13 protein-coding genes are annotated in these 13,808 nt (G+C 64.8%); 5 read left to right on the top strand and 8 right to left on the bottom strand.

What is annotated here, in order from left to right; translation table 11 throughout:
• Positions 1-11: 11 nt before the first annotated feature.
• From C8J36_RS08500 to thrC, 3 genes are all read right to left on the bottom strand, one after another.
• Complete coding sequence (locus C8J36_RS08500; protein ID WP_062594641.1) at positions 12-623, bottom strand: GNAT family protein; 612 nt, start codon at positions 621-623, stop codon at positions 12-14.
• A 137-nt stretch (positions 624-760) separates the two neighbouring features.
• Entirely contained in the window at positions 761-2,062 is a 1,302-nt protein-coding gene (locus C8J36_RS08495) for a pitrilysin family protein (RefSeq protein ID WP_132534137.1), read from the bottom strand.
• Positions 2,063-2,077: 15 nt separating this feature from the next.
• A complete protein-coding gene (gene thrC / locus C8J36_RS08490) occupies positions 2,078-3,484 on the bottom strand; it encodes a threonine synthase (protein ID WP_132534135.1) in 1,407 nt (468 codons plus the stop codon).
• Between the two features lie 255 nt (positions 3,485-3,739).
• On the opposite strand from thrC, the gene C8J36_RS08485 reads away from it, so the two are divergent.
• Complete coding sequence (locus C8J36_RS08485) at positions 3,740-4,297, top strand: hypothetical protein (RefSeq protein WP_062594643.1); 558 nt, start codon at positions 3,740-3,742, stop codon at positions 4,295-4,297.
• Positions 4,298-4,463: 166 nt separating this feature from the next.
• A complete protein-coding gene (locus C8J36_RS08480; protein WP_132534133.1) occupies positions 4,464-5,750 on the top strand; it encodes a calcium-binding protein in 1,287 nt (428 codons plus the stop codon).
• A 93-nt stretch (positions 5,751-5,843) separates the two neighbouring features.
• Here C8J36_RS08480 and C8J36_RS08475 read toward each other — a convergent pair whose 3' ends face one another.
• Positions 5,844-6,539, bottom strand: coding sequence for an HAD family hydrolase (locus tag C8J36_RS08475; RefSeq protein ID WP_132534131.1), 696 nt, complete (start codon positions 6,537-6,539; stop codon positions 5,844-5,846).
• Positions 6,540-6,839: 300 nt separating this feature from the next.
• Positions 6,840-7,184 (bottom strand): nucleotidyltransferase domain-containing protein, encoded by a 345-nt coding sequence (locus tag C8J36_RS08470; RefSeq protein WP_132534129.1) that lies wholly within the window; start codon positions 7,182-7,184, stop codon positions 6,840-6,842.
• Between the two features lie 145 nt (positions 7,185-7,329).
• Here C8J36_RS08470 and C8J36_RS08465 point away from each other — a divergent pair, with 145 nt between their 5' ends.
• Positions 7,330-8,481 carry a site-specific DNA-methyltransferase gene (locus C8J36_RS08465; RefSeq protein WP_062594647.1) on the top strand — a complete coding sequence of 384 codons (1,152 nt, stop codon included), beginning with the start codon at positions 7,330-7,332 and terminating at the stop codon, positions 8,479-8,481.
• Between the two features lie 578 nt (positions 8,482-9,059).
• Here the strand turns inward: C8J36_RS08465 and C8J36_RS08460 are convergent.
• The 3 genes from C8J36_RS08460 to mutY form a co-directional block, all read right to left on the bottom strand.
• Positions 9,060-10,091 carry a calcium-binding protein gene (locus C8J36_RS08460; RefSeq protein ID WP_132534127.1) on the bottom strand — a complete coding sequence of 344 codons (1,032 nt, stop codon included), beginning with the start codon at positions 10,089-10,091 and terminating at the stop codon, positions 9,060-9,062.
• A gap of 154 nt (positions 10,092-10,245) precedes the next feature.
• Complete coding sequence (locus C8J36_RS08455; RefSeq protein ID WP_062594651.1) at positions 10,246-10,869, bottom strand: HAD family phosphatase; 624 nt, start codon at positions 10,867-10,869, stop codon at positions 10,246-10,248.
• Entirely contained in the window at positions 10,866-11,969 is a 1,104-nt protein-coding gene (mutY, locus tag C8J36_RS08450; RefSeq protein WP_132534908.1) for an A/G-specific adenine glycosylase, read from the bottom strand. The genes C8J36_RS08455 and mutY overlap by 4 nt, the downstream gene beginning before the upstream one ends.
• A gap of 213 nt (positions 11,970-12,182) precedes the next feature.
• Here mutY and C8J36_RS08445 point away from each other — a divergent pair, with 213 nt between their 5' ends.
• Positions 12,183-12,692, top strand: coding sequence for a DUF721 domain-containing protein (locus C8J36_RS08445; RefSeq protein WP_062594652.1), 510 nt, complete (start codon positions 12,183-12,185; stop codon positions 12,690-12,692).
• Between the two features lie 203 nt (positions 12,693-12,895).
• Positions 12,896-13,729: a DsbA family protein gene (locus C8J36_RS08440; RefSeq protein WP_132534125.1), complete on the top strand. Its 834-nt coding sequence runs from the start codon at positions 12,896-12,898 to the stop codon at positions 13,727-13,729.
• Positions 13,730-13,808 lie beyond the last annotated feature (79 nt).

The raw sequence follows: 13,808 nt of genomic DNA, 5'->3' as shown, positions 1-13,808 counted from the left end.
GAAGGGGTAGGTCACTCGCTAGCAGTCCTGTTGGGCGCGATGTCACGCGAAAGAAGGGAGAAGATCAGGTGGTCGCGCCACTGCCCATTGATCTTGAGATACTCACGCAGATAGCCTTCGCGATGAAAGCCGGCCTTTTCAAGGAGCCGGATGCTCCTGTCGTTTTCCGGAATACAGGCTGCCTCGATACGGTGCAACTGAAGGGTCGAAAAGATGTAGGGGATGGAGAGCCTGACCGCCGCGGACATATGTCCCTGGCCGGCGAAACGCTCGCCCATCCAGTAGCCGATCATGCAGCACTGCGCCGCGCCGCGCCTTATATAGCCGATCGTGAGGCCGCCGAGCAGCGTGTCGGTCTCGCGCGCGAAGACGAACAGGGGCACGGCCTGGCCGGACTGGAATTCCTGCTCGCTGCGCACGGCCCGGGCGCGAAAGGCGCTCTCGGTCATCTCCTCCGCCCGCCAGGTCGGCTCCCAGGGCTCCAGAAACGGCCGGCTCTCCCGGCGCAGCGCGAACCATTGTCGATAGTCGGAGCCGCGCGGCAGGCGCAACAGATGGGCGTCGCTCTCGATCCTGACCGGGTCCGGCTGTCGTGACAGGAACCGAAACACCGATCGTGTCATGAACGCCTCCGCACGGCCGGAATGAGGAAAGGGAAGGGGCCGGCGCGGGCGCGCCGGGATGGTGAAGGCGAAGGGCCCGGCGCGGGTGCGCCGGGATGGGGAAAGCGAAGGGGCCGGCGCCGGGCGCCGGACCAGGTTCAGCCGTTGGCCGCGCGCGGCAGGGCCGGGGCCTTGGTCAGTCCGCCGAGAATGTCCGCCATGGGCGCCAGCTTGTCGACGGGGCCGATGGCCGACAGCGTCGGCACGGTCTCGAAGAACAGCCGGCCGGCAAGGTCGGTCAGCCGCTCAACGGTGATGCCGGACAGCCGCTCCATCAGTTCCTCGTTGGGAATGGGCCGGCCATAGAGCATCATCTGCCGGGCGATCTGGCCGGCGCGGGCGGCCGGGCTCTCCTGGCCCATCAGCAGCTGGGCGCGGATCTGCGCGCGGGCGCGGTCGATCTCCTGCTGCTCGATGCGGTCGGCCGACTTGCGCAGCTCCTCGATGATGACCGGCATCAGTTCCGGCAGGTTCTCGCCGCCGGTCGCGGCGTGGACGCCGAAGATGCCGGTGTCGGAAAAGCCCCAGTGGAACGCATAGACCGAATAGCAGAGGCCGCGATGCTCGCGCACTTCCTGGAAGAGCCGTGAGGACATGCCGCCGCCGAGAATATTGGCGAGGATCTGCGAACAGTAGAAGTCGCGCGCATGATAGGCCTTGCCCTCGAAGCCGAGCAGCACCTGCGCGTCCATCAGGTCGCGATCCTCGCGCGTGTCGCCGCCGGTATAGCGGGCCTTTTCGAGGATCGGCGCCTCCGCCGGCTGCTGCGGCAGGGCGGCGAAGCGCGCCTCGACCTGCGCCACGAAGGCATCGTGATCGACGGCGCCGGCGCCCACCACGAACATGCGGTCGGTCGTGTAGTTGCGGCCGAGATAGCTGCGGATCTGGTCGGAGGAAAACGACATCACCGTATCCGGCGTGCCGAGGATCGGCCGGCCGACGATCTGGTCGGCAAAGGCGGTTTCGGCGAAACGGTCGAACACCACGTCGTCGGGCATGTCGTTCGCCGCGCCGATTTCCTGCAGGATGACGTTCTTCTCGCGTTCCAGCTCGTCCTCGTCGAAGGACGACTCGGTCAGGATGTCGGCGAGGATGTCGATGGCGAGCGTCGTGTCGTCCTTCAGCACCCGGGCGTAATAGGAGGTCGTCTCGGTCGAGGTCGCCGCGTTCACCTCGCCGCCGACATTCTCGATCTGCTCGGCGATGTCGCGCGCCGAGCGCGAGGCCGTTCCCTTGAAGGCCATGTGCTCCAGCAGATGGGCGATGCCATGCTCCGACATGGTCTCGTCGCGGGAGCCGGACTTGATCCACGTGCCGAGCGCGACGCTTTCCAGGTGCGGCATGGTTTCGGTAACGACCGTCAGCCCGGAGGCAAGCCGGGTGCACTCAACTTTCATCATCGGTCTTTCTGCGCACTAATTCCGGATACGCGCGTGCTCGCCGATATAGGCCTCGACGGCTTTCAGCTCGGGATCCAGAATGTCGAAGCGCTCCTCCCTGTCCATCAGGTCAGCAAGCCACGTCGGAAGCGCCGGGTCAATACCGCTGGCCGATTTTACTGCGGCGGGGAATTTGGCCGGATGCGCGGTGGCCAGCGTCACCATAGGTGCGTTGGGTTTCATATGCTTGGCGGCAACGAAGGCGCCGATGGCGCTGTGCGGATCGAACAGATAGCCGGTCTCTTCGAGCGTCTTCGCGATGGTGTCGGCGACCTGTTTCTCGGTCGCCCGCCCGGCGCGGAACAGGCCGCGGATCCGCTTCAGCGCCTTCTCCTCGATCTCGAAGGCGCCCGACTGCTTCAACCCGCCCATGGCCGCGCGCACCTTGCCCGCGTCCCGGTCGAAGGCCTCGAACAGCAGCCGTTCGAAATTGGAGGAGATCTGGATGTCCATCGAGGGCGAGGTGGTCGCGCGCACGTCGCGCATCTCGTAGCGCCCGGTCTTCAGCGTGCGGGCGAGAATGTCGTTCTCGTTGGTCGCGACCACGAGGCGCGCGATCGGCAGCCCCATCTTCATCGCCACGTAACCCGCGAAGATGTCGCCGAAATTGCCGGTGGGAACGGTGAAGGCGATCTTGCGATCGGGCCCGCCCAGCGCCACCGCCGTCGTGAAGTAATAGACGATCTGGGACATGATGCGCGCCCAGTTGATCGAATTGACGCCCGACAGGTGCACGCGGTCGCGGAACGCCGTGTCGTTGAACATGTCTTTGACCAGCGTCTGGCAATCGTCGAAATTGCCGCGGATCGCGATCGCATGGACGTTTGACGCCTTCGACGTCGTCATCTGGTGCTGCTGCACCGGCGAGACCTTGCCGTGCGGAAACAGGATGAAGATATCGGTGCGGTCGCGCCCGGCAAAGGCGTCGATCGCGGCACCGCCCGTATCGCCCGAGGTCGCGCCGACGATGGTGGCCCGCGTGTTGCGGGTGGCCAGAACATGGTCCATCAGCCGCGCGAGCAGCTGCATCGCCACGTCCTTGAAGGCGAGTGTCGAGCCGTGGAAGAGCTCCATGACGAAGGCGTTCGGCCCGGTCTGCACGATCGGCACCACGGCCGGATGCCGAAACGTCGCATAGGCCTCGTCGATCATGCCGCGCAGCGTCGCATCCTCGATCTCGCCATCCACGAACAGCTGCAGGATGCGGAAGGCGACGTCCTGATAGGAGAGACCGCGCAACGCCCGGATCTCGCGCTTCGACAGGGTCGGCCACGTCTCCGGAACATAGAGCCCGCCGTCGCGGGCAAGGCCCGCCATCAGGGCATCGCTGAAACCGAGCGCAGGGGCCTCGCCCCGGGTCGAAACATACTTCACGGTCGTCATCCTCGTCTCGTGCCGGCCGGCGACGCTGCCGAAGAACCCGGGCGCCAGCCCCAAGACGGGACGCCGGGGGCGGAGGCAGGCCTTGCAAAAATCGACCGGAAGGCGCGCTTGTCCAATCGATTTTCCGGCGCGCCGCTGCTATAGACCATCGCCGCAGCACTGGAAAGCCTGCCTTTCGGCAGACGGGACCGGCTCTGCGGACAGCGACAGACACGCGCCGTGAGAGCGCGGGCAGCGACAGGGGGTCGAGTTCGAATGGTGGGTCAAACAGTCAGCCGCATCGCGGCATGTGTCGGTCTCTTGGCGCTCGGTGGTTGCAACACGCCGGATACGGGCGGCGCGATCGAGGCCGGCGGCAGCGCGGCATCGGCCACGCCCGCCGTCATTCAGGCCAAGTGCCCGCAGATCGTGATGCGCGATGCGACCTCGGTCTACCGCACCTATGCCAAGGGCGCCAAGGACGATCCGACGCAGATCGTCTACCAGGCCTCGCTCGCCGATTCGACCCGCCAGTGCGTGCAGAGCGATACGACGCTCACCGTCACCGTCGTGGTGCAGGGCCGCGTTACCACCGGTCCCGCCGGCGGCCCCGGCACGATCAACCTGCCCATCCGCGTCACCGCCAGCGACGCCGACAACACGCTGTTCTCCGAGGTGACGCAGCTTCCGGTCACGGTGGCAGCCGGCGCCGGCGCCCAGCAGTTCATCTTCACCAAATCCGCCCCCATCAACGGCGGCGCCGGCGACTTCGCCAAGGTCTATGTCGGCTTCGACACGGCCCCGGCCAAGCCTGCCGCCAAGAGAAAAAAGTAGGGTTCGGACCATGGCGTTCGCCGGCAGCCCGGCTGCCGGCGCGTCTGCGAACGCGCGGGTGACTCGCTTTTTCTCGGGGCCGGTAACCAAGCTTTCATCATAGGGCTTTTCCTTTTTTCAAGGCATGTTAAGACTTCCTTAAGCAAGGGTTAAGGGGGCTTCAACCATGGCAGTCTGGACGTATTTCTTTCCGAAAAATCAGTCGCCGCTCAATGGCGACTACAATCTTTCCTTGGCCGACTACATCGGCGAAACCGGCGTGACTTACAATTCGAGCACGACGAAACAGGCGATCTACGATCTCGACAACGGCCTTCAAGTGAAGGTTCTGGGCTCTGGCTTCTCCTTCGACAGCCAGAAGGATCCGATCTCCGGCACGGTCACGAGCCTTCAGCTGCAAACCAAGAGCGGCACGGTTTTCCAGACGATTTCGGGCCTCAACCTGTCGTTTGCCGACCTGAGCGATGCGACGCAGGCCTATGACAGCTGGGGCTTCCAGGAATGGTTGACGAAGGGCAACGACACGATCACCGGTTCGGCCGGCGGCGATGACATGTACGGCTTCAACGGCAACGACGTCATGCAGGGCGGCGCCGGCGACGACTACATGGAAGGCGGGAGCGGCAAGGACAGCTATGACGGCGGCACCGGCTGGGACACGATCAGCTTCCAGGACAGCTACTACAATCGCGACAGTCTCCGCGGTATCGTGCTCGACGCGGCCGCCGGCACCGTGACCGACCAGTACGGCAACAAGGAAACCTTCAAGAACATCGAGGGGTTCCGAGGCACCATTTTCGCCGACGTGATGACAGGCTCCTCGCGGGACGAGACCTTCATGGGGCTCGGCGGCAAGGACACGATCGACGGCAAGGGCGGCTTCGACATGGTGACCTATCACCGCGACGTGCGCCGTGGTGCTGAAAGCGGCGTGACCGTGGACCTGACCAAGGGCACGGCGATCGACGGCTTCGGCAAGACCGACAAGCTGACCAGCATCGAAGGCGCGCGCGGCTCCGAATTGGCGGACACGCTTCTGGGCAGCGCGGGCGACAATTTCCTGCGCGGCGACGAGGGCAACGATCTCCTCTCCGGACGCGGCGGCAACGACACGTTGCTCGGCGGCGCCGGCAGGGACAGCTTCCTGTTCGATGTCGCACCGAACGGCGGCTCCAATCGCGATGTCATCCAGGATTTCATCGTCGCCGACGATACGATCCGGCTTGAAAACGCCGTCTTCAAGGTGTTCACCAAGACGGGGGTTCTCGCCGCGGGAGAATTCGTCATCAACGCGTCCGGCAAGGCCGTCGACAGCAACGATCACATCATCTACCAGGCAAGCTCCGGCAACATCTATTACGATGCCGACGGCGCGAACGGCACCGCTGCGGTGCTGTTTGCCACGGTCTCGGCCAATCTCAAGATGACGGCGGCCGATTTCCTGATCGTGTAAGGCCCGATCGTCTCGCCATCGTCAGACCGAATTCGCGCGGCGGCTGTTCCAACGGTCGCCGCGTTTTTCGTGTCGTCTCCTCCGACGGTCCGATCAGGCTCCCAGCTCCTCCGACCATTCGGCCAGCGCCTCGATGGTGGCGGGCAGGGCGGTCATACGGGAGATGACGGTTTCGGCGCCGGCTTCGGTCAGGGCGTCGGCATGCGAGGGGTAGCTGTGCGAGGCCCCGGTGAAGCCGATGACGCGCATGCCGGCCGAGCGGGCGCCGTGGACGCCGTGCACCGAGTCCTCCACCACGATCACCCGCGACGGGTCGATGCCCATCTGCGCCGCGCCATGCAGGAAGATGTCGGGCTTCGGCTTCACGCGGTCCTCCCCGAGGTCGCGGGCGGAAAAGATGTTGCGGCCGAACAGGTCCTTCAGCCCGACCTTGCCGAGCATCATCGCCAGCCGCTCGGAGGTGGAGTTGGAGCAGACGCACGTCTTCAGTCGGATCTGCGACAGCGCCGCCTTGACCCCGTCGATGATCTGCACATCGTCCTTCAGCCGCTGTTCGAGGATCTCGCTGTGGCGCGACAACAGGCGCGCCGAGAGGGGGATGGTCGCCTCGCGTTCGACGGCCAGCAGCGTGTTCTGCCAGGTCATGCCGGCATAGCGCTCGGCCATCTCCTCGGTGGAGATCGGATAGCCCGCCTCCGTCAAGAGCGCCGCCTCGACTTCGGAGGCGATGATCTCGCTATCGACGAGCACGCCGTCGCAATCGAAGATGATGAGGTCGATACCGGACATGGGAAAAATCTCTGATGCATGGGGGAGGAATGGGGGATGCCCCGCGCTTTACACGAGGGGAGGGCGCGGGACAATGCGCGAACGACGGAAAGCGAATTTCCATGTCAGGACGACGGCAGGGACGCGCCCATGCCTATGCTGGGGGATGCTGCGCCGGCAGCCCGGCAACCGCGCGTTCGAGAGCGGGGATTTCGTCGACGATGACGCCCCGGAGGATCGTGTCGGAGAGCCCGTGATATGCGTGCCGGATGATGTTCCGATCGTTCGCACGCGTTGCCATGGGACCTCGGGCCGCGTCGTTCATGTCTGAAAGCGCATGTCGGAAATCGCGTGCCACGAGAAAACCTGCAGGGCCGAGGCTTCGATATCCGCCGTCAGCATGGGGTGGAGCCCATCCCGGGTTGTGATATCGACGGTCGACTCCAGGCGCTCTTCCAGCATCAGCTTGATGCCGATGAGATCGAAAGCATTGAAGCGGCTGGCAGGATCGTCGTCGATGAAGAGGTCGATGTCGCTCGTTACCCCGGCTTCGTCGCGCGCCACCGAACCGTAGACGGAGAGCGATGTCGCGCCACAGGAGCGCACCGCCTCCGCCTGGCCACGGAGACGCTCGATGACCTGGCTTCGATCGAGGGGCGCTGTCATGCGATCGAGCTTAGCGCAAAACACGCAATCGATCCATTCGTCGGTTTTTCGCGCAAGTTTTGCGGCTCTTCAGCCTTTGGTAACCAAACTCGGTAACCATAGCAGCAGAATATGTGTCCCAGAGTCAGTGTATCAGCGAGTAGTCATGGTGTCCCTGAAGTCTTCCGTCGTTTTGTCTGCTGAAACCTCCCCCGCCGCCGGTTCCGCCCGGGAATCCGGGTGGCTCGACACCATCATCAAGGGCGATTGCGTCTCCGCCCTCGAGAAGCTGCCCGACAATTCGGTCGATGTCGTCTTCGCCGATCCGCCCTACAACCTGCAGCTCGGCGGCGCCCTGCACCGGCCGGACCAGTCGCTGGTCGATGCTGTCGACGACGCTTGGGACCAGTTCGCCTCGTTCGAAGCCTATGATGCCTTCACCCGCGCCTGGCTTCTGGCCTGCCGCCGCGTGCTGAAGCCCACCGGCACGCTCTGGGTCATCGGCTCCTACCACAACATCTTTCGCGTCGGCGCCATCCTGCAGGACCTGAATTTCTGGATCCTCAACGACATCGTCTGGCGCAAGACCAATCCGATGCCCAATTTCAAGGGACGCCGGTTCCAGAACGCGCATGAAACGCTGATCTGGGCGAGCCCGAGCGCCAAGGGCAAGGGCTACACCTTCAACTACGACGCCCTGAAGGCGGCAAACGACGACGTGCAGATGCGGTCCGACTGGGTCTTCCCGATCTGCTCGGGCGGAGAGCGCCTGAAGGACGAGAACGGCGACAAGGTCCACCCGACCCAGAAGCCGGAAGCCCTGCTCGCCCGCGTCATGATGGCCTCCACCCGGCCGGGCGATGTCGTGCTGGATCCGTTCTTCGGCTCGGGCACCACCGGCGCCGTCGCCAAGCGCCTCGGCCGGCATTATGTCGGCGTCGAGCGCGAACAGACCTATATCGACGCGGCCCGTGCCCGCATCGAAGCGGTCGAGCCGCTCGGCGGTGCCACATTGTCGGTGATGACCGGCAAGCGCGCCGAACCCCGCGTCGCCTTCAACGTGCTGGTGGAAAGCGGCCTCATCAAGCCCGGCGCCATCCTCACCGACGCGCGCCGCCGTCACAGCGCCATCGTGCGCGCCGACGGCACGCTCGCCAGCGGCGGCGAGGCCGGCTCCATCCACCGCCTCGGCGCCAAGGTGCAGGGCTTCGACGCCTGCAACGGCTGGACCTTCTGGCACTACGAGGATGGCGGCGTGCTGAAGCCGATCGACGACCTGCGCAGCGTCATCCGGGCCGATATGGCACGGCTGGGGTGATGCTGTAGGCCAAGGGGTCATCGCCCGCGTCAGCCCTTCATCCGGCCACCGCCACCATTTCCCCTCGCCCCACAGGCGGGGAGAGGGCCAGGGTGAGGGAGGCCACGCATCGAAACGGTGAGGGCATTCGCAGAGTCGAGGGATCGGGAACAGCCGCACGCCGCGCGGTCGATGATCCCTCACGTCCAAATCTCGCCATCTCCGCCAGATTCTCTCCGCATTGTTTAAGAGAATTTAACCTCTCCGCCGCTAGTCTCGCATCTGCGATACCGCCGTTGATCAACCACCGGCAGACCGCGATGCGGACAGGGTTCCGGCGATTGCCGGGGCTCCGTCCCAAGACGAAGCGGGAGTGCGATCTATCGACGGGAAAGCCCGCCGACAGTCGTCTTTCCTCCGGTTTCGTACCTTCAGTCCCGGAGGAATCAGAAACGCCCGGCCGCTTGAAAAAGCCGCCGGGCGTTGCTGTTTTTCATGCAGCGTTTTTCAGGGAGCGTTTTTCAAGCAAGCGCCGCACGTCACGATCGAAGCACGGCGCTCCTGAAGCCTGAAAAGCCCTTTAGAGCCTGAAAAGCCCTTTAGAGAATGAAATCGTCGGCATACATCTTGGTGACGCCGTTGACGCGGATTTCGAAGTCGGCGCGGCCGTCGCCGTTGACGTCGCCCGACAGGATGCCGTTCGAGAAGCGCAGTTCGCCGGCATGCTGGGTGAAGCCGTGGCTGCCGATATAGTCGAACGACTGATTGCCGCCGGAGCGCGAATTCGCATCGATCGTGCCGAGGTCGATGAGGTCGCCTTCACCCGGGCGGAAATCGGCGATGAGGTCGCGGCCGCTGCCGACCCGGCTCTCGCTGACGCTGTCGAAGAAGAAGATATCCGCGCCCGAGCCGCCGTTCAGATAGTCGGTGCCGGTGCCGCCGGTGATGTCGTCTGCGCCCGCGCCGCCATAGAGGTAGTCGTTGCCGCTGCCGCCATAGAGGCTGTCATTGCCGCCGAGGCCGTAAATGTCGTCGGCACCGCCCTGGCCCTTGATCACGTTGCGAACCGAGGAACCGGTGATGTCGTCGGCCGCATTCGTGCCGATGGCGTTTTCGATGCTGATGAGATCTTCGGCCTGATCGTTGTCGATGATCGCCGTGCCCTTGCCGAGATCGATATCGACGCCCTTGCCGCGCTGCGAGGCGTAGTTGTCCTGCATGGCGTAGCTGATCGTGTCGACGCCCGAGCCGCCATTGAAGCTGTTGTTGTAGCCGACCGACACGAAGGTGTCGTTGCCGGCATCGCCCTTGTAGACGCTGGATTCGGAATTGACCTCGAAGCGGTCGTTGCCGTCGCCGCCCGAGACGATGTCATAGGCCTTCGAATCGCCGGCGCGAATGTCGGCGACGTAGAGGTCGTTGCCGGTGCCGAGGAAAATGTCGTTGCCGCCTTCGTAATAGTTGACGACCCGGTCGCTGCCGGAGCCCGCATCCACAAAGTTGAAGCCGCCCCGGCTGTCGGTGCGGTTGAGATAGATCGTGTCGTTCCCGCCGTAACCGTAGATCGACACTTCGGACAGGTTGTTCTGGGTCAGGATGTCGTTGCCGTTGGTGCCGTAATATTTCGCCATGAAAGCGTCCTCGCAGAATGATCGGTCAAGATGACGGGCCGAGACTACACCGATCAAGTGAACGTCGGCTGAACCAAACATGGCTTTTCAGTGATATGAAAAAGGCAGGCCCGGTCATGGTCTCGCGCGCCGGGCCCGCCGAACGATCGAGATGCTACACGGGCAGCCCGAGCCGTGCGAGATCGGCCTTCAGCCGGGGCCCGTCGATGAACTGCACCGCCTGCCAGCCGGCTGCCCGTGCGCCCTCGACATTGGCGAGGCTGTCGTCGATGAACAGGGTGGCTGCGGGCTCGAGGTCGAAGGCCGCCTGGTGCGTCTCGTAGATCTCGCGGTCGGGCTTGATCTGGCGCTTTTCGCCGGAAACCGTCACGCCGCGCGGCAGGTTGAGAAAGGCGAAGCGGGCCCGTGCCTCGGCAAAGGTGTCGGCCGCGAAATTGGTCAGCATCGTCACGTCGTAGCCCTTCTCGACAAGGCTTTCGAGGATTGCGACGCTTTCCTCATAGGCATGCGGCACCATCTCGCCCCAATGCAGGCGGAAGGCGCGGATATGCGCCTCCTGCTCGGGAAACTGCGCGATCAGATGCGCCTCCGCATCGCTCCAGCTGCGGCCGCGGTCCTGTTCCAGGTTCCATTCATGCGTGCACACGGTCGCAAAGAAAGCGGTGCGCTCGGCCTCGTCGGGAATGAGGCGGCTGAACGGAATATTCGGATCGTAATGGATCAGCACCTTGCCGATGTCGAAAACGATATGGCGGATGGGCGTCGTCGCGTCGGTCATGGGCGTTTCTCCTTCTTGAGATCCTTGGGTTTAAAACTTCCGGGCAGGGCTTTTTCGATCGCCTTCTTCATCACCGTCGGCAGGGCCTGCTCGGCGAGCGAGGCGCGCGGTTCCCACCAGCCATTGGCCGCAATCGCCGCCCGCTCGACCTCGGCCTTGAGAACGCCGAGCCGCAACTCGAAATGGGTGAAGACATGCACGATGCTGCCGCAGTCGCGCCAGGCGATTTCGCGGGCGGCAGCAAAAGGCGGCGCCGGCGCGGCCGTCCCGTCGGTCGTCCAGTCGGTGCCGGGAACCTCGGTCATGCCGCCCAGCAGGCCTTTGTCGCCGCGCTTGCTGAGATAGACGGCGCCGGTCGCGTCGGTCGCGACATAGGCCGTGCCATAGCGCACCGGCTTTGCCTTCTTCGCCAGCTTCACCGGAAAGCGCTCGGGGTCGCCGGCCTTGAAGGCGCGGCAATCCGCGTTGATCGGACAGAGCGCGCAGACCGGCCGGCGCGGCGTGCAGAGGGTCGCGCCGAGATCCATCATGGCCTGCGCGAAATCGCCCGGCCGCCCGGCGGGCGTCATGGCCGCGACCAGCCGGCGCATGTCGGGCCGCGCCGCCGGCACCGGTGTTTCCACGCGGTAGAGCCGCGAGATCACCCGCTCGACATTGCCGTCGAGCACCGCGCTCTGCCGGCCGAAGGCGATGGCGGCAATCGCGGCGGCGGTATAGTCGCCGATGCCCGGAAGCGCCTTCAAACCCTCTTCGGTATCGGGAAAGCGCCCGCCATGCCGGCTTGCGACCTGTTCGGCGCAGGCCTTGAGGTTGCGCGCGCGGGCGTAGTAGCCAAGCCCCGCCCAGGCCTTCATCACGTCCTCGGTGTCGGCCGCGGCAAGATCGGTCACCGTCGGCCACAGCGCCCGGAACTTCTCGAAATAGGCTTTGACCGCCTGCACCGTCGTCTGCTGCAGCATCACTTCCGACAGCCAGATATGATAGGGGTCGGGCCGCAGCCCGTCCGCCGCCATCGCCGGCGTGATGCGCCAGGGCAGCACGCGGTGGCTGCGGTCGTACCAGTCGAGCAGCAGCGCGGTGGGGGAGCCCGCCTGCGGCATCGGCGCCGGCCGGGAGGTGTCGAAGGGCAGGGCCTCTGCGGTGGACGGAAAACGTTGCATCATGGTCCTTGCGGCCGACTTGCCCTATAGATCATCGCCAAGCAGCCGAGCCGGGCCGTCTTGCCGCGCGCCATGCCGCCCCGAGCGTCATAGCCGAAACGGCATCGGCGGGTAAGGGCTGCGACAGCATTCACCACCGACGGGAACCACCGCATGGCGCCTTCCAAGCCCTATACCCCCAAAGGCGTCCGCCAGATCAGCGAGGTCGCCAACGGTCTTCTCGATCCGGTTCTGGCGAAACGCGCTGGCATCAGCACGCTGCTGCTCGGCTCCTGGGACGAGATCGCCGGCGAGGCCTTTGCCGATTGCACCCGGCCGGAAAAGATCGCCTGGCCGCGGCGCGTCTCGGAAATGACCGGCGAAAGCCGCCACCAGCCGGGCGTGCTCACCATCGCCTGCGACGGTGGCCGGGCGCTGTTCCTCGCCCATGCCGAGGGCGAACTCGTCCAGCGCATCAACGGCTTCTTCGGCTTCCCCGCCATCGACCGCGTCCGCATCGTCCAGAAGCCCGTCACGCCGCAGAACCGCACCCGCCGTCCGCCGCGCCCGCTCACCGGCCAACCCGCCCGCCACCTCGCGGCGCTCACCGCCGAGATCGAGGACGAAGGCCTGAAGGCGGCGCTGACGCGGCTGGGCACGGCGGTGCTGGGGAAGACGCGGTAAGGGGCCTCAGTCCCTCCAGGGATCGATCACGGTCAGGCCGCTCGCGGCAAACGGCGTGACATCGCGCGTGCGATATCGGCAAAGGAAGGCCCTCGCGCCACAAATGCCTCACAATTCTTTGAACGATGCGCTAAGGGGACCCCTTGTCCGGTCCCGGCCGGCGCGATATCGCAAAGGCCCGTCTCCGCTTGAACAGGTGAACCATGTCCCTTTCCGAAATGACCTTGCTGAAACGCCTTTCGAGCGGTGTGGCCGTCGCCACGCTGGCGCTCGCGCTCGTCGCCTGCAGCGACGAGAAGAAGGAGACGGCGAATGCGGCTGCTCCGGTCGAAACCGTGGATACCGCGACCAAGACCGAGATGAAGCCCGCGGATACGATGACGACATCGTCCACCGCGGCAACGCCCGCGACATCGCAGACCCAGATGGCCCAGGCGGCCGCCCCGGCCGCAGCGCCCACGGCGGCACCGGAACTGCCCCAGGCCGATGGCGAGGTCGAAGTTTCCAAGCTGATGGAACCGGGTGCTCTGCCGGAAATGGCGATCGGCAAGGCCGATGCCCCGGTCACGATCGTCGAATACATGTCGATGACCTGCCCGCATTGCGCCAACTTCCACAACCAGACCTTCGACACCATCAAGACGAAGTATGTCGAGACCGGCAAAGTGCGCTTCGTGCTGCGCGAATTCCCGTTCGATCCGCGCGCGGCGGCCGCCTTCATGCTGGCGCGTTGCGCCCCGGAAGGCCAGTATTTCCCGATGGTCTCCATGCTCTTCAAGCAGCAGGAACAGTGGGCCGCAGCGCAGAACGGCCGCGATGCCCTGCTGCAGATGTCCAAGCTCGCCGGTTTTTCACAGGAGAGCTTCGAGGCCTGCTTGACGAACCAGAAGCTTCTGGATGATGTGAATGCCGTGATGCAGAAGGGCATGAAGGAGTACCAGGTTGCTTCGACGCCGACCTTCTTCATCAACGGCAAGCGCTATTCCGGAGACATGTCGGTTGACACCATGTCGGCCCTTATCGACCCACTGCTTTAAGTCGCGCTCCGATGCGGCACGGGAAACCGTGCCGTTTTTCCCGTCCGTCCCGTGTCCGGTCATCATGACCGCGTTTCCG

The organism is Rhizobium sp. PP-F2F-G48 (assembly GCF_004342335.1).
Taxonomy (GTDB): domain Bacteria; phylum Pseudomonadota; class Alphaproteobacteria; order Rhizobiales; family Rhizobiaceae; genus Ferranicluibacter.
This window is presented reverse-complemented; position numbering and strand designations above follow the sequence as displayed.